The following is a 22,872-nucleotide window of genomic DNA, read 5'->3' on the forward strand; positions in this document are numbered from 1 at the left end:
TGATTGCTCGCATCTTTGCGGTTATACAAAGACAAACACCTTATGTGGATACATTAAGGTTCGTAGCTTAAATTTTAACAAATTTTTTTTGGTCGAATCATAGAATACGCACTTATCAGCTGGCTTCATTTTTGTGCTATAGCTTGTTACTTCCTGTAAAATAATGTAATTAAATCCTAAACGTCATCACAGGTCGCCTCGCATGGTTTACCAAATCCTCGCTGATACTGCCGTTAAAAAAGTGCGATAATCCTTGGCGTCCATGAGTACTCATGCCTATTAAATCGGCATCAATGGATTGAGAAAAATTCATGATACCCTTTTCAATGGTTTCATCATTGTAAATATGTATCGAGCAAAAACTATGGGTTACAGTATCTAAAAACCCTTGAATCCTATATTTTGCTTCGGCAGTAGTCACAAATTTATTAGCGGTAACTACCATTAATAAGTGCATTTCAGCATTAAAAAATTCAGCAAATTTTAAAGCTTTCAAAAAAGGCACTTTGGCTTCTTCCTTAAAATCAGACGCAAATACAAAGTGTTCAACCTTAAATTCCTGATGTCGCTTTTTCACTACTAAAACGGGTGTTTCGCAGGTGCGCACTACCTTTTCGGTATTAGAACCAATAAGTAGTTCTTTAAACCCACTAGCGCCATAAGAACCCATAACAACTAAATCGATTTTGTGCTTTTCGCAAACACTGTTTATGGCCTTGTAAATATCATGGAATTCTACAGTTTCATGAACGGTAATGCCATCCAGATAGTCTTTTTTCACTAATTCTTCAAATTTTTTGTGAGCCAACTTCATAAAGAAAACAGCTTCAGGTAAATCGTTATAGCCTTTTAAAGGGTCTATTTCATGCAAGGGCAAATCCAAAACGTTCAACAAGTAAATCTCACTTTCATGTTGTTTTGCTAGTTGCGCTGCAACTTCTAAAGCCTTTTCGGCTTGCTCTGAAAAATCGGTAGGTACAAGTATTTTTTTCATGATGGGGAAGTGTTAGTTGTTAACTCATTTTTAGTGCATTTTTAGTGGAAACAAAAAGCAATATGAGTTCATATAAAAATAGGGATAAATTCTTTAAAAATCAATTAAATATATTATATTTGCGGCGTTGAAAAGGCGAAATTAATTATGAGGGGACGGAAAGTCCCCTCTTTTTATACTAAAATGTTTAAAGATACAGTACAAGGTTTATTGAATGATGCGTTAACCGAAAGGCCAGATTTATTTTTAATAGATTTTGATGTTAATACAGCAAATCACATTAAAGTAATTGTAGATGGCGACAACGGTGTTTTGGTGGAAGATTGTATGTTTTTAAGCAGGGCCATAGAGCATAATTTAGATCGGGAAGAGCAGGATTTTTCCCTAGAAGTGATGTCGGCAGGTGCAGCATCGCCTTTAGTAAATAAAAGACAGTATAAGAGACATATAAACAGAACCTTAAAAGTTAAAACCGCTTCAGAAAAAATTGAAGGTGTTTTAGCAGAAGCTACTGATAATGCTATCACGTTAGAGTGGAAAACCAGAGAGCCCAAACCAGTTGGTAAAGGTAAGGTTACTGTAAAAAAGCAAGCCAATGTGGCTTACGAAGATATTGTAGAAGCAAAAGTTATGATTAAATTTTAATTCAAGTAGAGTTATGGAGAATGTTGCGTTAATTGAATCTTTTTCAGAATTCAAAGACGATAAATTAATTGATCGTGTTACGCTAATGGCGATTTTAGAAGATGTTTTTAGAAGCGCCCTTAAAAAGAAATATGGAGATGACGATAATTTTGATATTATTGTAAATCCTGACAAAGGCGATCTAGAAATATGGAGAAACCGTATTGTGGTGGCAGATGGTGAGGTTGAAGATGAAAACCAAGAGATTTCCTTAACCGAGGCCAGAAAGATTGAGCCAGATTTTGAAGTAGGCGAAGATGTATCCGAGGAGGTGAAATTAATAGATTTAGGTAGACGTGCTATTTTAGCATTGCGCCAAAACCTAATTTCTAAAATACATGAGCACGACAATGCCATAATCTACGAGCAATTTAAAGATTTAGTTGGCGAAATTTATACTGCAGAAGTACATCATATACGACACAGAGCAGTTATTTTATTAGATGATGAGGGGAACGAGATTGTGCTGCCAAAGGACAGACAAATACCGTCGGATTTCTTTAGGAAAGGTGATAATGTACGCGGAGTAATTGACACTGTAGAGCTTAAAGGCGCAAAACCTACCATAATTATGTCAAGAAGCTCTCCGGTTTTCCTTGAGAAGTTGTTTGAGCAGGAAATACCTGAAGTTTTTGATGGTTTAATTACGATTAAAAAAGTAGTAAGAATCCCTGGAGAAAAGGCGAAAGTAGCGGTGGATTCTTATGATGATAGAATAGATCCCGTGGGCGCTTGTGTAGGTATGAAAGGCTCCAGAATTCATGGCATTGTACGTGAGTTAGGTAACGAAAATATTGATGTTATCAATTACACCAATAACTTACAACTTTTTATTACAAGAGCATTAAGTCCAGCGCGAGTAACTTCCATTAAAATTGATGAAGAAACAAAACGAGCTGAGGTTATTTTAAAACCTGAAGAAGTAAGTAAGGCAATTGGTAGAGGTGGTCACAATATCCGTTTGGCAGGTCAATTAACGGGTTACGAAATAGATGTGTTTAGAGAAGGTGCTGAGGAAGATGTAGAGTTAAGCGAATTCTCAGACGAGATTGAAGAGTGGATTATAGCAGAATTCAGTAAAGCTGGATTAGATACTGCGAAAAGTGTGCTAGAGCAGGACGTTGATGATTTGGTAAAAAGAACAGATTTAGAAGAAGAAACAATAAATGATGTCATCAGAATTCTTAAGGAAGAATTTGAAGACTAGTACCTCGTTAATTTCGCAAGAAGTTTTAACAGTATAGGTATTAATGATATATTTGAGATTTTAAAGGCAATTTATGGCTGAAACAATTAGATTAAATAAAGTTTTACGCGAACTGAATATTTCTTTAGATCGTGCTGTGGAGTTTTTGGATTCCAAAGGCATTGAGATAGAGAAACGTCCGACTACGAAAATATCTGAAGAAACATATAACGTTCTAGCAGATGAATTCGAAACGGATGCGAATAAGAAAATGAGGTCGCAAAAAGTGAGTGAAGCTAAGCTTAAGGAGAAGGAAGATTTACGCATTAAGCGTGAAAAGGAGCTTGAAGAAAAGCAAAAAGCTCAAGAAGCCATTGAAAAAGCACAGCAAGAAGAAGTTGTAAAAGCTTCAAAAGCACTTTCAGGTCCTAAAACTGTTGGGAAAATAGATTTAGATGTAAAGAAACCAGCAGAAAAGCCAGCGGCAAAAGAGGAAAAAAGTGCACCGGTAAAAAAGGAAGCACCAAAAGCAGAGGAAGCACCTGTAGCAAAGAAAGAAGTACCTAAAAAAGTTGAGGTTGATGGTGAATTGGTAACACCAGATGAAAAGGTTAAAACCCAATATAAAAAGCTTTCAGGCCCTAAAATTGCTGGCGATAAAATTGATTTAACAAAATTCAACAAGCCTAAAAAGAAGAAAGAAGAAAAGAAAACTGATGCCAAGGCGGGAGATGCCAAGAAAAAGCGTCGTCGTATAAGTAAAGCTGGCCCTGGTGGACCAGGTAGTAATAACGGGCAAAGAGGCGGTGGTAACCGTAATGATAGGTTTAAAGGAAAAGGACGCCGAAATGTTGTTAAGGAAGAGCCAAGTGAAGAGGATGTAAAAAAACAAGTGCGTGAAACACTTGAAAAATTACAAGGAAAATCTTCCAAAGGAAAAGGTGCAAAATATCGTAGAGAAAAAAGAGATCAACATAGAGATCAAACAGAAAAGGAATTACAGGCAGAAGCTGCAGAAAGTAAGATACTTAAAGTGACCGAGTTCGTTACGGCAAGTGAGGTTGCTACCATGATGGATGTTGGAGTAACTGAGATTATTTCTGCATGTATGTCCTTGGGAATGATGGTTACAATGAATCAGCGCTTGGATGCTGAAACGCTGTCTATCGTTGCAGAGGAATTTGGTTATGAAGTAGAGTTTGTTACTGCTGATATCGAGGAATCTATTGAAGAAGTTGAAGATAAACCAGAAGATTTAAAACCTCGTGCACCAATTGTAACAGTAATGGGTCACGTAGACCATGGTAAAACATCACTTCTAGATTATATCCGAGAGGAAAACGTAATTGCTGGAGAATCTGGAGGTATCACACAGCATATTGGTGCTTATGGTGTTACTCTAGATAATGGACAAAAAATAGCATTCTTAGATACACCAGGTCACGAAGCGTTTACCGCGATGCGTGCACGTGGTGCGCAAGTTACCGATATTGCTATTATTGTTGCTGCTGCTGATGATGACATCATGCCGCAAACTAAAGAGGCTATTTCCCATGCACAGGCTGCTGGGGTGCCAATTGTTTTTGCAATCAATAAAATTGATTTACCAGCCGCTAATCCTGATAAGATTAAAGAAGGTCTTGCTAATATGAATTTATTAGTTGAAGACTGGGGCGGTAAAATTCAATCCCATGATATATCTGCTAAAGTAGGTACTGGCGTAAAAGAATTACTGGAAAAAGTATTGCTTGAAGCTGAGCTATTAGAATTAAAAGCTAATCCTGAAAAACCTGCAGTAGGAACCGTTGTAGAAGCATTCCTAGATAAAGGCCGTGGTTACGTGTCTACTATTTTAGTTCAGGCTGGTACACTGCGCGTTGGCGATTATGTATTGGCAGGTCAGCATAGTGGTAAAGTAAAAGCGATGCATGATGAGCGTGGAAATGATATAGAGGAAGCTGGTCCATCAACACCGGTTTCTATATTAGGATTGGACGGTGCACCGCAAGCGGGAGACAAGTTTAATGTATTTGAAGATGAACGCGAAGCGAAACAAATTGCAGCCAAACGTTCTCAACTACAACGTGAACAATCCGTTAGAACACAACGTCATATTACCCTTGATGAAATTGGTAGACGTATTGCGCTTGGAGATTTCCAAGAGTTGAATATTATCCTTAAAGGTGATGTGGATGGTTCAGTTGAGGCATTAACAGATTCGTTCCAAAAATTATCCACTGAAGAAATTCAGGTGAATATCCTTCACAAAGGTGTTGGAGCCATTACAGAGAGTGATGTATTATTAGCTTCGGCTTCTGATGCCATTATTGTTGGATTTAATGTACGCCCCGTAGGTAATGCAAGAGATATTGCTGATAAAGAAGAAATAGACATCAGAACATACTCAATTATTTACGATGCCATCAACGACTTAAAAGATGCTATGGAAGGCATGTTGTCTCCAGAATTGAAAGAAGAAGTTACTGGTACTGCAGAAATTAGACAGGTGTTTAAAGTGTCTAAAATCGGAAGTATTGCAGGCTGTATGGTTACCAATGGTAAAATATTTAGAAACTCAGGGGTGCGCCTAATACGTGATGGTGTTGTTGTGCATACTGGAGAGTTGGCTTCATTAAAACGCTTTAAAGATGATGTTAAGGAAGTTTCAAAAGGATACGATTGTGGTATGCAAGTGAAAAATTACAACGATATCAAAGAAGGCGATATTATTGAGGCCTTCCATGAAGTAGAGGTTAAGAAAAAATTGAAATAAATAAAGTGATTTCAAGAAAAAAGCGAACCATTTGGTTCGCTTTTTTTGTTTATGGTCTATTGTGTTTACTTTTTCTTTTTTGGCTTGAAAATAAATGCTGCAGGAAACTTTCTTTTTATGCGTTTTAGTGCTCTGTCGGCTTCCAAACGTGTGCTAAAATTTCCAGCCCAAACTTTAAAATTAGGGGTTTCGTAATGCATTACTGGTCGCCAATCCCCAAAAGTTTCAGCAAAATCCTTCTGGGCATTTTGTGCGCCACTTCTGTTTCCAGAATACACTTGAATTTTATAACGTCTAGAATCTGTTTCATTTCGATTCATCTTCTTTTTCAGCTCTAAAAGGTCTGTTATTCTATCGTCTTGATTGATAGTTACTTTACCTTCTTGGGCATGTCCAATTACAGCTAAAAAGGCTGTAAATAGCATCATAAAAAAACTGTTTTTTAAACGCATAATATTTTCTTTAATTATCTATATGCAAATATATACGAGATAAATCATAACATTGGTCATTTTCTTATTTAGAATTTCTCTAAATTAGTAATTAACACTTCGCTAACATTTTGCGAATCGACTTTAAGTATTACTTTTGCGAGAGATTTTTACAACTGTGTTTTTTCATTATATTTATGAAAAAATCATACCAAAGTTTAGAAGTTAATATAACTAACAATATGAAACAGGTGATTCACCGTAGATTAAGCAATTCTATTCTTCAGTTAAGCTTAATTGTATTATTAGCGTTTACTACATCGATTTCGGCTCAGGAAGGAGATCCAGCAAAAGGAAAAGCTTTATTTAATGCCAATTGTGCTGCTTGTCACCAATTGGATAAAAAAATGACGGGACCTGCACTACGCAATGTGGAGACGCGCTTGTCTGAAGAGGAAGGTTTAGATAGGGAATGGTTGTATGCTTGGATAAGAAATAGCCCCGGAATGATTAAGTCTGGCGATGCTTATGCCAATAAAATATACAATGAGTATGGCGGTGCTGCGATGACGGCGTTTCCGCAATTAAGCGATGATGATTTAAACAATATTTTAGCCTATACTGCAGAAGAAAAGAAAGCACCTGCGGCTACGGCTGTTGCTACGACACCTGCAGGCGGAGACTCTGGCAACTCTGGAGGTATTTCAAATGAACTTATTCTTGGTGCTTTAGCAATTTTATTCATTTTATTGGCATTAGGCTTGTACCTAGTGAATAAAACACTGCGTCGTTTTGCGCAAGTGCAGGATGTTGAGTTGCCAGAATCTACAAGAACACCGCTTTGGAAAGCGTTTGTTCAAAATCAGTTCTTAATGATTGTGGTTGCTATATTCTTTTTATTGTCAAGTGCATATTTTGTTTATGGTTATCTATCTCAAATAGGAGTTGATCAAGGTTACGAACCTGTGCAACCAATACATTACTCACATCGAATTCATGCAGGTGATAATGGTATCGATTGTAAATATTGCCACTCATCGGCAAGAGTAAGTAAGCATTCAGGTATTCCATCGCTAAATGTGTGTATGAATTGTCATAAGTCAATTTATCAAGTAGCGGAAGAAACTCAGCAAGAAGGCTTACGCGAGTATGGTGTGGATTACAATGCTGAGATAAAGAAGCTGTATGAAGCTGTAGGATGGGATGATGAAAACCAAAAATATACTGGAGAAACTAAGCCTGTAAAATGGATTAGAATTCACAATTTGCCAGACTTCGCATATTTCAATCACTCACAACACGTTACTGTAGCTGGGGTTGAATGTCAAACATGTCATGGGCCTGTTGAAGAGATGGAAGTGATGTACCAGCATTCACCATTAACTATGGGATGGTGTATCAACTGTCATAGAGAAACAAACGTGGCTGTAAAAGACAATGCTTACTATGAAAAAATTCATGAGGAATTGTCCAAAAAGTATGGTGTAGAGAATTTAACCGCTGCTCAAATGGGTGGTTTAGAATGTGGAAAGTGCCACTATTAATCAATTTTAATAAGAAGTAATTCATATATAATATGTCATCAAACAAGAAATACTGGAAAAGTGTTGAAGAGCTAAACGAAAACAGCTCTATTGTTGAGACGCTAAAACAAAACGAGTTTGTAGAAGAAATTCCTACGGACGAATTTTTGGGAGATAAGGAAACTCTAGAGTCTACTTCTACTTCACGTCGTGATTTCTTAAAATATGTAGGTTTTACAACAGCTGCGGCATCGTTGGCGGCTTGTGAAGGACCAGTGAAAAAATCAATACCTTACGTGGTGCAACCGACGGAAATTATTCCTGGAGTTGCCAATTATTACGCCACTACAATCGCAAATGGTTTTGATTTTGCAAGTGTTTTAGTAAAAACTCGAGAAGGTCGTCCTATTAAAATAGAAAATAACAATATGGCAGCTACCAATGGTAGTGCAAATGCCAGAGTGCAGGCTTCTGTTTTAGGGTTATATGACAGTTTACGCGTTCAAGGACCGAAGAAGGATGGAGAGGATATTTCTTGGAGTGATTTTGATTCGGAAACAACTAAGGCGCTTATTGATGTGGCTGCTGCAAACAAAAGTATTGTGTTATTAACACAAACATTTGCTAGTCCATCTACAAATAAACTAGTAGCTGAGTTTTCTGAAAAATATGGCAACGTAAGTCACGTACAATACGATGCTGTTTCAGAATCTGCAGCTTTAGATGCTTTTCAAGCAAAATATGGAGAAAGAGGATTGGCAAATTACGATTTCTCAAAAGCAATGACTATTGTTTCTGTTGGAGCTGATTTCCTAAGTGATTGGCAAGGTGGAGGATTTGATTCTGGATATTCTAAAAATAGAATCCCAGATCATGGTAAAATGTCACGTCATATTCAGTTTGAATCTAATATGAGTTTATCTGGTGCAAATGCTGATAAGCGCGTGCCATTAACTCCAAGTCAGCAAAAGCAAGTTTTAGCTAAATTATATAGTTTAGTTGTAGGTGGTTCTGTGTCTACAGATTTACCAGACAACATTAATGATGCAGTTGCAAAGGCAGCTTCGCAATTAAAAAAAGCTGGAAGTAAAGGTGTGGTAGTTACAGGAATTCAAGATGTAAATGCTCAAACTGTTGCTTTAGAAATAAATGAGGCTTTAGGAAGTAAGGCTTTTGATCCTAAAACGCCTATCAAAACAAGACAAGGTAACGATAAAGCAGTAATGCAGTTAGTAGCCGATATGAAGGCTGGTAAAGTAGGCGCTGTTATCATGAGTGGTGTAAATCCTGTGTATACATTGCCGAATTCAGCAGACTTTGTAGAAGGTTTAAAGAAGACGGATTTGTCAATTGCATTTTCTTTAAAAGAAGACGAAACTGCTTCAGAATGTCAATATGTTGCCGCTGCACCACACTATTTAGAGTCTTGGGGTGATGTAGAATTGAAGAAAGGACACTATGGTTTAACACAACCTACTATTCGTCCTTTGTTTAATACAAGACAATTCCAAGAAGGATTATTGAAGTGGACTGAAAACGAAAGTTCTTACCACGATTATATAAAAGAAACTTGGGGTACTGACATTTTAGGTGGAAGTTCTTTTAACAAGGCATTACATGATGGTGTTTATGTTGGAACGTTAATTGAAGAGGTTGAGGCTGAAGAAGTAAGCGAAGAAAATCTTGAAGCGCCTTCTGGAAATGCAGCAAGAGCATTAGCGGCTTCTGCTAAATCTGAAGGACTTGAACTAACGTTATATACCAAAGTGGGTATGGGTGATGGGCAACAAGCCAACAATCCATGGCTACAAGAGTTTCCAGATCCTATTACAAGAACGGCTTGGGATAACTATTTAACAGTATCTAAAGCTGATGCTGAAGAATTAGGACTTACCAATACCAATGTAGCCAATGGTGCATTGAATAGTAATTATGCAAAAGTTACTGTAAATGGTTCTTCTGTAACAGTGCCGGTGATTATTCAACCAGGTCAAGCAAAAGGAACTGTTGGGTTGGCATTAGGTTACGGAAAGAAACTTGGTTTAAAAGAAGAAATGCAAACAGGTGTAAATGCTTATCCTTTATACCAAAACTTTAACTCTGTACAGAATGTATCAGTTGAAGCGGTTAGCGGAGAGCATGAGTTTGCGTGTGTACAGTTACACAATACATTAATGGGACGTGGTGATATCGTGAAAGAAACCACTTTAGAGATATTTAACACAAAGGACAAGGAGCATTGGAATCCTGTTCCAGTTGTGTCTTTAAACCATGAAGAAACTCCGGTTACTTCTCCAGAAGTTGATCTTTGGGATGAATTTGATCGTTCCATAGGGCATCATTTTAACTTGTCGATAGACTTGAATGCATGTACCGGATGTGGTGCTTGTGTAATTGCTTGTCATTCTGAAAATAACGTACCTGTTGTTGGAAAAACAGAGGTGCGTCGTAGCCGTGATATGCATTGGTTGCGTATTGATAGATATTATTCTTCAGATGATACATTTGAGGGCGACAATGATAAAAAGGATGAAATGTCCGGTTTATGGGGCGATAATGGTTCTCTTGGAGGATTTGGAGAAATGGAAGATCCAGCTGCTAATCCGCAAGTATCATTCCAGCCAGTAATGTGTCAGCATTGTAATCATGCACCGTGTGAAACGGTTTGTCCTGTTGCGGCAACATCACATGGGCGTCAAGGTCAAAACCACATGGCTTACAACCGTTGCGTAGGTACTAGATATTGTGCAAACAACTGTCCTTACAAAGTACGTCGTTTCAACTGGTTCCTGTATAATGGTAACGATGAGTTTGATTACTATATGAATGACGATTTAGGACGTATGGTATTGAATCCAGATGTTGTAGTACGCTCAAGAGGGGTAATGGAGAAATGTTCTATGTGTATTCAAAAAACACAAAAAACTATTCTTGATGCGAAGCGTGATGGACGTCAAATTAAAGATGGAGAATTCCAAACTGCTTGTTCTGCGGCATGTAGCTCTGGAGCAATGATATTTGGAGATATCAACGATAAGGAAAGTAAAGTTGCAAAACTTAAAGAAGATAATCGTATGTATCACTTATTAGAAAGTGTGGGTACCAAACCAAACGTGATGTACCAAACTAAAGTGAGAAATACAACTGAAGCATAAATCTAATTAAAGAATCAATTATATAATTATGGCGTCTCATTACGAAGCACCTATTAGAAGACCTTTAGTTACAGGAGAAAAATCATACCACGATGTTACTGTGGATGTAGCAAAACCTGTTGAAGGAAAAGCCAATAAGCACTGGTGGATAGTTTTTGGTATCTCACTTGCGGCTTTTCTTTGGGGAATTGGATGTATCATTTATACCATATCAACAGGTATCGGTACTTGGGGTTTAAATAAAACCGTAGGTTGGGCTTGGGATATTACAAACTTCGTTTGGTGGGTAGGTATTGGTCACGCAGGGACATTGATTTCAGCGGTACTTTTATTATTCCGTCAAAAGTGGAGAATGGCGATTAACCGTTCTGCGGAAGCGATGACCATTTTTTCGGTAGTTCAGGCAGGTTTGTTCCCAATTATTCACATGGGTCGTCCGTGGCTAGGATATTGGGTATTACCAATTCCAAATCAATTTGGGTCATTATGGGTAAACTTCAACTCGCCATTACTTTGGGATGTATTTGCAATTTCAACATATTTATCGGTATCGTTAGTGTTCTGGTGGACGGGTTTATTACCTGATTTTGCCATGATTCGCGATAGAGCAGTAAAACCTTTTCAAAAGAAAATATACGCTTTATTAAGTTTTGGATGGTCTGGTCGTGCTAAAGATTGGCAACGTTTTGAAGAAGTATCTTTGGTACTTGCTGGTTTAGCAACGCCGTTAGTACTTTCTGTACATACTATTGTATCCTTTGACTTTGCCACGTCGGTTATTCCTGGTTGGCACACCACAATATTCCCACCATATTTCGTTGCGGGCGCGGTATTCTCAGGATTCGCTATGGTAAACACGCTTTTGATTATCATGAGAAAAGTGTGCAGTCTTGAAGATTATATCACAGTACAGCATATCGAACTGATGAATATTGTAATTATGATTACAGGTTCAATTGTTGGTGTGGCTTATATTACAGAGCTATTTATAGCATGGTATTCTGGAGTTGAATACGAGCAATATGCATTCTTAAACAGAGCAACTGGTCCTTACTGGTGGGCGTATTGGTCAATGATGACTTGTAATGTGTTCTCACCACAATTTATGTGGTTTAAGAAGTTAAGAACAAGTATTATGTTCTCGTTCGTTATTTCAATTGTTGTAAATATAGGAATGTGGTTTGAGCGTTTTGTTATTATTGTAACCTCATTACATAGAGATTACTTGCCTTCTTCATGGACAATGTTCTCTCCTACATTTGTTGATATTGGAATATTCATCGGAACTATTGGATTCTTCTTCGTATTATTCCTATTGTACTCTAGAACATTCCCTGTAATTGCACAGGCAGAGGTGAAAACGATTTTGAAATCGTCAGGAGAACGTTATAAGAATATTAGAGAAAGAGGTGATAGCTTAGTAGGAACAGGTGCTGATGAAAGAACTTCAGGAAAAGTATCACATGTAATTGCTACAGAGCCGGAGCCAACGGTAATAGAAGGCGATAAGTCAGAAATGACAAGCACGCTATTAGAAAGTATTGGAACTTTTGACCCATCTACTGGTACAGCTGATGATTTAAAGAAGATAAGTGGAGTTGGGCCAAAAATGGAAGAAGTATTAAATAGTATTGGTATTTATACATTCCTTCAGGTAAGTAAAATGACCAAAAAAGAATACGACTTGTTAGACAGTATTACAGGTTCTTTCCCAGGAAGGGCAGAACGTGATGATTGGTCTGGACAAGCTAAAAAATTAATAAACTAAACGTAGTCAATGGAAGCTTCAAAAGTTATTCACGCTATATATACTGATGATGATGTATTAATGTCAGCTGTTAAAAAGGTAAAGGCAGAAAAGCATCATATTGAAGAAATATACACACCTTTTCCTGTACATGGATTAGATAAGGCGATGGGATTAGCACCAACACGTATTGCAATTACAGCATTCATGTATGGTTTGGTAGGTTTAACGGTTGCAATTGTAATGATGAATTTTATTATGATTAAAGATTGGCCGCAAAACATTGGTGGTAAACCAAGCTTTAGTTATTTAGAAAACATGCCTGCCTTTGTACCAATTATGTTTGAGCTTACGGTGTTTTTCGCAGCGCATTTAATGGTAATTACATTTTACTTACGCAGTAGAATGTGGCCATTTAAAAAAGCTGAAAATCCAGATCCTAGAACAACTGATGATCATTTTTTAATGGAAGTTGCTGTTCATGGAAACGAAAGTGAATTGCAAAATTTACTGGCCGAAACTGGAGCGGTAGAGATTAATTTAGTTGATAAAGAAGCGCATTAATATAGTTTTATGAAGAGCTTAATTAAAATAACAGTTATGGCAGTGGTTTTAGTGTCTTTTTCATGTAGAAAAGATACTGCACCAAATTACCAATTCATGCCAAATATGTATGAATCTGCTGGATATGAAACTTATGGGGAGAACCAGCTTTATGAAAACGGTATGGAAGCAAGAACGCCTGCCGAAGGAAGTATACCTAGAGGCTTTGTTCCTTTTGATATTGAAAACTCGACCGATGGTTACAATTTGGCAAAAGAAACGTTAAAGAGTCCTTTAGATTCCACTCAGGTTGATTTAGAAAGAGGTAAGGAGTTGTACGATATTTATTGTGGTATTTGTCATGGCAACAAAGGTAACGGACAAGGTAAGTTGGTAAAACGTGAAAAAATATTAGGTATTCCTAGCTATGATGATGCAGGAAGAGCTATAAATGAAGGGAGTATTTATCACACTATTTATTACGGTAAGAACTCTATGGGAAGTTACGCAAACCAATTAAACGAAGAAGAGCGCTGGCAAGTAGTGTCTTACGTTTTAAAGTTAAAAGCAGATTTAGAAAAGTAAGAAGATAAGATTATATAGATATGTATACATTTTCAAATAAATTAAAGACATTTTCTATCATCCTAGTAATACTTGGAGCATTAGGTGTAGGATATGGTTTTATGACATCTCATAAATCTTTTGAAGAAGTAGAGCACTTACTTGCAGAAGAAGCACATCATGGTGGTGGACATGGCGAAGAAGTACACGCAGCAGCAGGTCATGATGCCCATGCTAATAATTCACATGCAGCTGACACACATGATGATAATAGTCATGGAGAAGAAGCACACGCAGGAGTAGATGAGCATACTAAGCATATTGAACATGTACAACATCAAATAGCTAACAGACCTTGGGCTGCATTATATGTAGCGGCATTTTTCTTTATGATGATTGCATTAGGCTGTTTAGCGTTTTACGCTATTCAAATTGCATCCCAGGCGGGATGGTCCCCTGTGTTATTTAGGGTTATGGAAGGAATTACAGCTTACCTTTTACCTGGAGCAGTAATTGTACTTTTAATCGCTATAGCTTCTGGTACTATTGGTCACTACAATATTTTTATTTGGATGGATCCTGATGTTGTAGCCCATGATAAATTAATACAAGGAAAATCAGGGTGGCTAAACCTTCCAGGTTTTGCTATTCGCGGAGCTATATTTATTGCAGGATGGAGTTTTTACAGATACATTTCTAGAAAGTATTCACGCAAGTTAGAAGATGGAGAGGATAAGGGTACCTTTAAGAAGTTATTCAAGTGGTCTGCAGGATTCTTAGTGTTCTTTATTTATACAGAATCTATGATGTCTTGGGATTGGATTATGAGTGTAGATCCTCACTGGTTCTCTACATTATTTGGTTGGTACGTATTTGCGAGCATGTTTGTAAGCGGAATTACAGTTATAGCATTAATTTCTATCTACTTAAAATCTCGAGGGCATTTAGAGTTTGTAAACGAAAACCACTTGCACGATGTTGCTAAATTTATGTTTGCATTCAGTATTTTCTGGACATACCTTTGGTTCTCTCAATTCATGCTAATTTGGTATTCAAATATCCCAGAAGAGGTAACCTATTTTGTAACGCGTTTCCAAGATTATAAATTGCCTTTCTTAGGCATGGTTGTACTTAACTTTGTATTCCCAATCTTAATGTTGATGAATGCAGATTACAAACGTATACCGTGGTTTGTGGTAATGACTGGTCTAGTAATTCTATTTGGACACTACATCGACGTGTTCAATATGATTATGCCTGCTACAGTTGGTGATAGATGGTTTATTGGAATTCCAGAAATTGGTTCAATATTATTATTTGCTGGCTTATTCATTTTTATAGTATTTACAGCTTTAGCAAAAGCACCTCTATTGGTAAAAGGCTATCCTTTTAGAAAGGAAAGTGAAGAATTTCATTATTAATTAAGATATAAATAAAGACGACTGATAACAATGACTGCTTTATTAACAATTATAGTTTTAGTATTTATTTTGATAGCCATCTGGCAGATGGTTAAGATTTTTGATTTGGCTCAGGCCAAAAATGAGAATACTACTGCTGGAGTAGCTACCGATAAGGATAACACCATTAACGGTTACTTAATGATGGGCTTTTTGGCTTTCATTTATGTAATTACTATTGTGTCTTGCGTTAAGTGGGGCGATTTGCCATTAATGTCAAACTCTGCCTCTGCCCATGGGCCTACCATTGATAATTTAATGGTGATTTCTATGGTTATCATCTTCTTTGTGCAAACGGTTACTCAGTTTTTATTACACTATTTCGCATTTAAGTATAAAGGTGAAAAGGGTAAAAAAGCATTATTCTTTGCTGATAACAATAAGCTAGAGTTTATTTGGACAATAATACCAGTTATTGTTTTGGCAGGCTTAATTATCTATGGTTTGAATACTTGGATTAACATTATGGGTGTTGATGAAAGTGATGATCCATTAGTAGTTGAACTATATGCACAACAGTTTAACTGGAAAGCTAGATATGGTGGTGCTGATAATACGCTTGGTAAAGCCAATGTCCGTCTAATAGATATTGATCGTGCTAATATTTTAGGTTTAGACGAATCAGATCCTAACGCACAAGATGATATCATTACTACAGAATTGCATTTGCCAGTAGGTAGACCTGTATTGTTTAAAATGCGCTCTCAAGATGTATTGCATTCGGCTTATATGCCACATTTTAGAGCGCAAATGAACTGTGTTCCAGGTATGATTACGCAGTTTGGATTTACACCAACAGTTACTACTGCAGAAATGAGACAAACACCTCAAATGCAGGAAAAAGTGAAGAACATTAACGAAATTAGAGTAGAAAAAAGTAAAAAATTAATAGAAAAAGGAGGAGACCCTTTAGATCCTTATGAGTTTGATTACCTTTTGCTTTGTAATAAAATTTGTGGTAAATCACATTACAACATGCAAATGAAAATTGTAGTAGAAACGGAAGAAGAATACAATGCTTGGATAAAGGAGCAAAAGGAATTCAAGAACTCTCTAATTAACTAATTCAAAAAGAAAAACGATAATAGATTATGTCAGCACACGCAGATACTCACGCTCACGACGACCACGGACATCATCATAAAGAAACGTTTGTAACTAAATATATATTTAGTCAAGATCACAAAATGATTGCAAAGCAGTACCTTATTACTGGTACTATTATGGGAGTTATTGGTGTATTAATGTCCTTAATGTTCCGTATGCAAATCGCGTGGCCAGAAGAGCCAAATGTGATCTTTGAAGCATTATTAGGAAAGTGGGCTCCAGATGGAGTAATGGATGCAGATATTTATTTAGCACTTGTTACAATACATGGTACTATAATGGTATTCTTTGTTTTAACAGCAGGGTTAAGTGGTACGTTTAGTAACTTATTAATTCCGTTGCAAATTGGTGCAAGAGATATGGCATCAGGGTTCTTAAACATGGTATCGTACTGGCTGTTCTTTTTGTCAAGTGTGATTATGGTGATTTCACTATTTGTTGAGGCAGGACCAGCAGCGGCAGGTTGGACCATTTACCCGCCATTAAGTGCCTTACCTTTGGCTCAAGGAGGTTCAGGTGCAGGTATGACATTATGGTTGGTATCTATGGCAATATTTATTGCATCCTCTTTATTAGGTTCGTTAAATTATATTGTAACTGTAATAAATTTAAGAACTAAGGGGATGTCCATGACAAGATTGCCATTAACAATTTGGGCATTTTTTATCACTGCTGTTATTGGTGTTATCTCATTCCCAGTATTATTGTCTGCGGCATTATTATTAATTATGGATAGAAGTTTTGGAACATCATTCTTCTTATCAGACATATTTATTCAAGGTGAAGTATTGCATTACCAAGGTGGTTCACCAGTATTGTTTGAACACTTATTTTGGTTCTTAGGACATCCAGAGGTATATATTGTAATACTACCTGCCATGGGGCTTGTGTCTGAGATTATGGCATCAAATTCGCGTAAGCCTATATTTGGTTATCGTGCAATGATTGCATCAATCCTAGCTATTGCATTTTTATCTACTATAGTTTGGGGTCACCATATGTTTATTTCTGGTATGAACCCATTTTTGGGATCAGTATTTACATTTACAACCTTATTAATAGCCATTCCGTCTGCGGTAAAAGCTTTTAACTGGATTACTACATTGTGGAAAGGTAATCTCCAGATGAATCCCGCAATGCTATTCTCTATCGGATTTGTGTCGACCTTCATTACAGGAGGGTTAACAGGGATTATTCTAGGGGATAGTGCTTTGGACATTAACGTACATGATACTTACTTTGTAGTAGCCCACTTCCATTTAGTAATGGGTATTTCTGCACTGTATGGTATGTTTGCTGGTATTTACCATTGGTTCCCAAGAATGTTTGGTAGAATGCTTAATAAAAACTTGGGTTATATTCATTTTTGGGTTACTGCAGTTTGTGCCTATGGTGTATTTTTCCCAATGCACTTTATAGGAATGGCCGGATTACCTCGTCGTTACTATACTAACAGTAATTTCCCATTGTTTGATGATGTAGCTAATGTAAATGTTATCATAACCATTTTCGCATTAGTTGGTGGTGTGGTGCAAATAGTTTACCTATACAATTTCTTTGCAAGTATATTCTTTGGCAAGAAATCACCTCAAAATCCATGGAGATCTACAACTCTAGAATGGACAGCGCCTGTTGAACATATGCACGGAAACTGGCCAGGAGAAATTCCCCATGTACATCGTTGGGCTTACGATTATAGTAAACCAGGACATGACGAAGATTTCGTTCCTCAAAATATTCCGCTTAAAGACGGCGAGGAAGAACTACAGCATTAGATTTAATATTATATACCTTACATTCAAAACCCGTCCGTTTGGACGGGTTTTTCAGTTTAAATGAGTGTTTTTTTCGATGAAAAGTAATTTTTTTCAAAAAATTTCGATGAAATACAAAAAAATCAGTTAAATTGCAGTCGGAAAAATAGTAAGATGTTTCTGTTTAAGATTCACATCAATATATTTTCCAATTGCTATTAAGTATGATTTTTAACCATTCAAAATGAAAACTAAACCTACCCCAATGAATGTATGCTCACATATATTCTGTTGTTTATTGTTTTTGTTAATGTCATTTTACGCAACTGCGCAATGTCCAACAATAACAGACCCAAACCCTCCACCTATTTGTGATGCCTCAGGCTACACGTTCAACGACTTAAATGCCCTTGCTACTGATAATGGCAATGGTATTGTCTGGTATGATGTAGCTTCTGGCGGTACTCCATTTAATGTCAATGAACTGGTTTCTGAGGGAACGTACTACGCTGATGACAACTCTGGAACATGTGGAGTTAGAGCGTCTATTACAATTGATTTTCAAGTAGACCCTTCAGGGGAAAACCTTGACCGTATCTATTGTAGTAATGAAAGTGCAACAATTCAAACCTATATTGATGATGTGCTTCTGGGAAGTATTCCTTCAGGAGGTGCAGTAGAGGTATATAATGATTTTGATTTAACAGATCAGGCAAACCCAACAGATGCAATTCCAATCGGAGCTTCCAATTACTACATTGTTTTTGTAGATAATGGCGGCTGTAAAAGTCAAATTGAGATTGGTCAAGTAGGTGTATTCTCAGCACCAACGGATCCAACACCGGCGTCTCCACAGGAGTTTTGTTCCGATAGTAACCCATTAGTGGGAAATTTAGATCCAGGAACGACTTCTACGAATTTTCTTTGGTATAGCAGTTTAGATGGATCAGGAGACCCAATACCTCCAGCATTGGCACTTACCGAACCTTTGGTGGATGGAAACACCTACTATGTTCAAATAGATGATATCTTTTGTGTGAGTAATCCCGTTGCGGTTACAGTTAATATTGATACACCTGTGGAAGCAGGAAGTTCAGCAAATTTAGAATATTGTAATGATAATTTACCAGGTGCCGACTTTGATTTATTTGATGAATTAGGAGGAACACCTGATAATACAGGGACTTGGACAGGGCCTTTAGCAACATCAAATGGTTTTAGAGGTACTGTAAATATTTCAAGCTTAACAACAGCAGGTACCTACACATTTACATATACAGTTGCTAGTACTGGAGCTTGTCCTGATGCTGTTGCAACAGTATCTATCGAGGTTTATGAAACATTAAGTTCTGGAACGCCATCGGCCGCTAATCCTGCTTCATATTGTGAATCTGGATTACCAACAGATTTAGATTTATTTTCATTGTTGGATAGCGAAGATCCAGGTGGGCAATGGACACAAGGGACATTAAGTACGGACCCAGTTGTAACATCGCCTTTCGATTTAACAGGATTTACATCTGGCACTTATAATTTTACTTATACGCAAAATTTATTGCCAAATCCTTGTCCTGAGGAATCAACCACAGTACAAGTTGTTGTTTTAGCTGATCCAGATGCTGGTAATGCAGTCAACCAGACATTCTGTGAAAATGATTTGGCTACAAACTCACCATTTAATTTATTTGATGCTTTAGATGGTTCGCAGGACAATAACTCAGGAACATGGACTGATGCCGCAAATGCGACGGTCTCAAACCCAATCGATATTACTGGTTTTACAGTAGCAGGAAGCCCATATTTATTCACTTATACTATTGATAATGGCACCTGTTCAGACTCGGAACAAATTTCAATAACTATTGAAGATGCCCCAGAATCAGGCACACCAGTAGCTACTTTCCCAGAATTTTGTGAAGGAACAGCACCAGCAAGTTTTGATTTATTCGATTTATTAAATGGTGAAGATCAAACAGGAACATGGTATGTCGGTACAGACAACACAGGAGCAACAACACCAAATCCAATCGATTTGTCTAGCTTAACTCCAGGAACTTATGATTATACGTTCGACGTTGATGCCATTGGAAGTTGTGATGACCCATTGGTAACGGTACAAATCACTATAAATCCATTACCTAATACAGGAACACCATCACCAGCAACGTTTTGTGAAAATGATTTAGCCGCAAATTCACCGTTAGATTTATTTGGGCAATTGGCAGGAGAAGATTCAGGAGGTACTTGGACAGATGATGACACATCAGGAGCGTTATCTGGAAGTAATTTAGATTTAACGGCACTAACCATTGGCTCGTTTAATTTCACATATACTATTACTGATGTAAATGGTTGTACAAATAGTTCTACCGTAACGATAACGGTCGAAGATGCCCCAGAATCAGGCACACCAGTAGCTACTTTCCCAGAATTTTGTGAAGGAACAGCACCAGCAAGTTTTGATTTATTCGATTTATTAAATGGTGAAGATCAAACAGGAACATGGTATGTCGGAACAGACAACACAGGAGCAACAACACCAAATCCAATCGATTTGTCTAGCTTAACTCCTGGAACTTATGATTATACATTTGATGTTGATGCCATTGGAAGTTGTGATGACCCATTAGTAACAGTACAGATCACTATAAATCCATTGCCTAATACAGGAACACCATCGCCAGCAACGTTCTGTGAAAATGATTTAGCAGCAAATTCACCGTTAGATTTATTCGGGCAATTAGCAGGAGAAGATTCAGGAGGTACTTGGGCAGATGATGATACTTCAGGAGCGTTATCAGGAAGTAATGTAGATTTAACGGCACTTGCTATCGGTAGTTATAATTTCACCTATTCTATTACAGATTCAAACGGTTGTACAAATAGTTCAACAGTAACGATAACGGTCGAAGATGCACCAGAATCAGGAACCGCTAATACGCCAGTTGAATTCTGTATTTCTGAAATTACAACTGCTCAAACCTATAATTTATTCGATTTATTAACTGATGAAGACCAAACAGGTACTTGGAACGATGATGACGCAACAGGAGCCTTATCAGGAAACTTAGTTACCATTGATGGACTTGCATCAGGAACTTACGATTTCACTTATGATGTGGATGCCATTGGAAGTTGTGATGATGTAAATGTTACCGTAAGTATTATAATAAATGATACACCTGCGCCAACAGCCTCAGCTACTCAAGAGTTTTGTGACAGTGCTACGATTGGAGATTTATCGGCCACAGGGACAACAATTCAATGGTATGATGATGCTACAGGCGGAACTGCATTAGACGGCACTACGGCTTTAGTAGACGGAGAAGATTATTACGCAACACAAACCGATGGCACAACCAATTGTGAGTCTTCAACAAGAACTCAAGTTGATGTAACTATTTATCAATCACCAGATGCTGGAAATCCTAATACAACTGCAATAGTAGCTTGTAACGACAATAACAATATTGATTTATTCACAGGATTAGACGGTACTGAAGATACTGGAGGCACATGGCAAGATGATGACGCTACGGGAGCTTTGACAGGAAATATTTTTGATGCTAGTGGATTAGCACCAGGAACATACGATTTTACATATTTAGTTTCTGCAAATGCACCATGTGTGGATGATAGCACAACCATTACCGTTACTATCGAAGAACCACAGAACGCTGGGACAGATGCAACTTTAGATATTTGTAGTACAGATACCGTTACTGATTTATTTTCGCTTTTAGGAGGCGCAGATGCAGGAGGCTCTTGGTCACCAGCTTTGGCTAGTGGAACTGGAGACTTCGATCCAACAACTGATACGTCAGGAACGTACACATATACTATAACAAATGCATGCGGAACCGTAAGTAGCGATGTAGTGGTTACCGTTATTGAAGCCCCAAATGCTGGCGCAAATGCTTCGTTGGCTGCTTGTGCAGGTGACGGAACAACTGACCTGTTTACACTTTTAGGAGTTGATGCACAAACAGGAGGAACTTGGTCACCCGCTTTAACAAGTGGCACTGGCGTTTTTGATCCTTCTATGGATACTGCCGGAACTTATACTTACACAGTAACTGCAATAGCACCATGTTCGCCAGATGCAACGGCAGATGTTACAGTGACTATCGATGACAGTTTACCAGTAGTTGTCTTAGATCCTAATCCTACTTTTTGTTTGGCGGATGCACCTACTGTAGCAGATTTAAGTGATAGTATTCGTGCTACTGGAACAGTAAACTGGTACGAAGATGCTGCGTTAACAATGCCTTTGTCAGATACCGATAATATCGTTGACGGAGAAGATTATTACGCAACACAAACCAATAGTACTGGTTGTGAGTCTTCAGTAGCAGTTCAAATTGATGTTACTGTAAATGATGCAGCAACCCCTACTTTGGATGACTTTAATGAGGATTATTGTATCAATGATGGACCAACATTAAACACATTATCTCAAAATATTGTAGAGTATGACGCTGCTTTAGATAATATTGTTTGGTATGATGTCCCCATTGGAGGCGTGCCAATTCCAGATACTTCGGCATTAGGAAATACAACATATTACGCAGCTTTAGTAGACCAAACTACAGGTTGTGAAAGTTCAGTACGATTAGAGGTTACACCTGATATCACAGCCTGTGGTAAAATAAGTTTACCAGATGGATTCTCGCCAAATGGGGATGGAATGAACGATACTTACGATATTGATAATCTTGATATTCTATATCCAAACTTCGAATTAGAGATATATAACAGAAATGGAAACATTGTGTATAAAGGTAATGCGAGTACACCACGATTTGATGGTACATCAAACCAAGGAAGAGTTGTTGTAAAAGGCGATTTACCAGTGGGCGTGTACTTCTATATCTTCAGATTTAATAACGGAGTTGATGCTCCAGAACAAGGACGCTTATACTTAAGCAGATAATTTATAGATACAAAAGAT

Annotated in this window: 14 protein-coding genes; 12 read left to right on the plus strand and 2 right to left on the minus strand. The window is 37.5% G+C overall.

The genetic code is table 11. From position 1 onward, the window contains the following. Positions 1-169 precede the first annotated feature (169 nt). Positions 170-994: a universal stress protein gene (locus EYD45_RS12265; protein ID WP_130964853.1), complete on the minus strand. Its 825-nt coding sequence runs from the start codon at positions 992-994 to the stop codon at positions 170-172. A gap of 183 nt (positions 995-1,177) precedes the next feature. Between EYD45_RS12265 and rimP the strand changes: the two genes are divergently transcribed. The 3 genes from rimP (at position 1,178) to infB (ending at position 5,637) form a co-directional block, all read left to right on the plus strand. Then, complete coding sequence (rimP, locus tag EYD45_RS12270; protein WP_130964854.1) at positions 1,178-1,639, plus strand: ribosome assembly cofactor RimP; 462 nt, start codon at positions 1,178-1,180, stop codon at positions 1,637-1,639. A gap of 13 nt (positions 1,640-1,652) precedes the next feature. Further along, positions 1,653-2,885 (plus strand): transcription termination factor NusA, encoded by a 1,233-nt coding sequence (nusA, locus tag EYD45_RS12275; protein WP_130964855.1) that lies wholly within the window; start codon positions 1,653-1,655, stop codon positions 2,883-2,885. Positions 2,886-2,958: 73 nt separating this feature from the next. Beyond that, positions 2,959-5,637, plus strand: coding sequence for a translation initiation factor IF-2 (gene infB, locus EYD45_RS12280; protein ID WP_130964856.1), 2,679 nt, complete (start codon positions 2,959-2,961; stop codon positions 5,635-5,637). A 65-nt stretch (positions 5,638-5,702) separates the two neighbouring features. Here the strand turns inward: infB and EYD45_RS12285 are convergent, their stop codons facing one another. Beyond that, positions 5,703-6,065 carry an SPOR domain-containing protein gene (locus EYD45_RS12285; protein WP_233702644.1) on the minus strand — a complete coding sequence of 121 codons (363 nt, stop codon included), beginning with the start codon at positions 6,063-6,065 and terminating at the stop codon, positions 5,703-5,705. Positions 6,066-6,310: 245 nt separating this feature from the next. Here EYD45_RS12285 and EYD45_RS12290 point away from each other — a divergent pair, with 245 nt between their 5' ends. The 9 genes from EYD45_RS12290 (at position 6,311) to EYD45_RS12330 (ending at position 22,854) form a co-directional block, all read left to right on the plus strand. Then, entirely contained in the window at positions 6,311-7,612 is a 1,302-nt protein-coding gene (locus tag EYD45_RS12290; protein ID WP_130964858.1) for a c-type cytochrome, read from the plus strand. Between the two features lie 32 nt (positions 7,613-7,644). Further along, a complete protein-coding gene (locus EYD45_RS12295; protein ID WP_130964859.1) occupies positions 7,645-10,746 on the plus strand; it encodes a TAT-variant-translocated molybdopterin oxidoreductase in 3,102 nt (1,033 codons plus the stop codon). A 28-nt stretch (positions 10,747-10,774) separates the two neighbouring features. Next, positions 10,775-12,514 carry an NrfD/PsrC family molybdoenzyme membrane anchor subunit gene (gene nrfD / locus EYD45_RS12300; RefSeq protein WP_130964860.1) on the plus strand — a complete coding sequence of 580 codons (1,740 nt, stop codon included), beginning with the start codon at positions 10,775-10,777 and terminating at the stop codon, positions 12,512-12,514. Between the two features lie 9 nt (positions 12,515-12,523). Further along, entirely contained in the window at positions 12,524-13,057 is a 534-nt protein-coding gene (locus tag EYD45_RS12305) for a DUF3341 domain-containing protein (RefSeq protein ID WP_130964861.1), read from the plus strand. 9 nt (positions 13,058-13,066) lie between these two features. Then, on the plus strand, positions 13,067-13,621 hold the full coding sequence (locus EYD45_RS12310) for a c-type cytochrome (RefSeq protein WP_233702645.1): 555 nt from the start codon (positions 13,067-13,069) through the stop codon (positions 13,619-13,621). 20 nt (positions 13,622-13,641) lie between these two features. After that, on the plus strand, positions 13,642-15,021 hold the full coding sequence (locus EYD45_RS12315; protein ID WP_130964862.1) for a quinol:cytochrome C oxidoreductase: 1,380 nt from the start codon (positions 13,642-13,644) through the stop codon (positions 15,019-15,021). Positions 15,022-15,051: 30 nt separating this feature from the next. Beyond that, positions 15,052-16,125, plus strand: a complete 1,074-nt coding sequence (locus EYD45_RS12320) for a cytochrome c oxidase subunit II (protein ID WP_130964863.1) — start codon at positions 15,052-15,054, stop codon at positions 16,123-16,125. 26 nt (positions 16,126-16,151) lie between these two features. Next, positions 16,152-17,942 carry a cytochrome c oxidase subunit I gene (locus tag EYD45_RS12325; protein ID WP_130964864.1) on the plus strand — a complete coding sequence of 597 codons (1,791 nt, stop codon included), beginning with the start codon at positions 16,152-16,154 and terminating at the stop codon, positions 17,940-17,942. A gap of 223 nt (positions 17,943-18,165) precedes the next feature. Further along, positions 18,166-22,854, plus strand: coding sequence for a gliding motility-associated C-terminal domain-containing protein (locus tag EYD45_RS12330; RefSeq protein WP_130964865.1), 4,689 nt, complete (start codon positions 18,166-18,168; stop codon positions 22,852-22,854). Positions 22,855-22,872 lie beyond the last annotated feature (18 nt).

It is taken from the genome of Hyunsoonleella flava, from assembly GCF_004310325.1.
Taxonomy (GTDB): domain Bacteria; phylum Bacteroidota; class Bacteroidia; order Flavobacteriales; family Flavobacteriaceae; genus Jejuia; species Jejuia flava.

What these genes read in the sequence shown, in the direction of transcription:
- EYD45_RS12315 (WP_130964862.1), top strand. Translation starts at nt 13,642, where the DNA reads ATGTATACATTTTCAAATAAATTAAAGACATTTTCTATCATCCTAGTA.
- EYD45_RS12265 (WP_130964853.1), bottom strand. Translation starts at nt 994, where the DNA reads ATGAAAAAAATACTTGTACCTACCGATTTTTCAGAGCAAGCCGAAAAG.
- infB (WP_130964856.1), top strand. Translation starts at nt 2,959, where the DNA reads ATGGCTGAAACAATTAGATTAAATAAAGTTTTACGCGAACTGAATATT.
- EYD45_RS12325 (WP_130964864.1), top strand. Translation starts at nt 16,152, where the DNA reads ATGTCAGCACACGCAGATACTCACGCTCACGACGACCACGGACATCAT.
- EYD45_RS12330 (WP_130964865.1), top strand. Translation starts at nt 18,166, where the DNA reads ATGAAAACTAAACCTACCCCAATGAATGTATGCTCACATATATTCTGT.
- EYD45_RS12305 (WP_130964861.1), top strand. Translation starts at nt 12,524, where the DNA reads ATGGAAGCTTCAAAAGTTATTCACGCTATATATACTGATGATGATGTA.
- EYD45_RS12290 (WP_130964858.1), top strand. Translation starts at nt 6,311, where the DNA reads ATGAAACAGGTGATTCACCGTAGATTAAGCAATTCTATTCTTCAGTTA.
- nrfD (WP_130964860.1), top strand. Translation starts at nt 10,775, where the DNA reads ATGGCGTCTCATTACGAAGCACCTATTAGAAGACCTTTAGTTACAGGA.
- rimP (WP_130964854.1), top strand. Translation starts at nt 1,178, where the DNA reads ATGTTTAAAGATACAGTACAAGGTTTATTGAATGATGCGTTAACCGAA.
- EYD45_RS12295 (WP_130964859.1), top strand. Translation starts at nt 7,645, where the DNA reads ATGTCATCAAACAAGAAATACTGGAAAAGTGTTGAAGAGCTAAACGAA.
- EYD45_RS12320 (WP_130964863.1), top strand. Translation starts at nt 15,052, where the DNA reads ATGACTGCTTTATTAACAATTATAGTTTTAGTATTTATTTTGATAGCC.
- EYD45_RS12285 (WP_233702644.1), bottom strand. Translation starts at nt 6,065, where the DNA reads ATGATGCTATTTACAGCCTTTTTAGCTGTAATTGGACATGCCCAAGAA.
- nusA (WP_130964855.1), top strand. Translation starts at nt 1,653, where the DNA reads ATGGAGAATGTTGCGTTAATTGAATCTTTTTCAGAATTCAAAGACGAT.
- EYD45_RS12310 (WP_233702645.1), top strand. Translation starts at nt 13,067, where the DNA reads ATGAAGAGCTTAATTAAAATAACAGTTATGGCAGTGGTTTTAGTGTCT.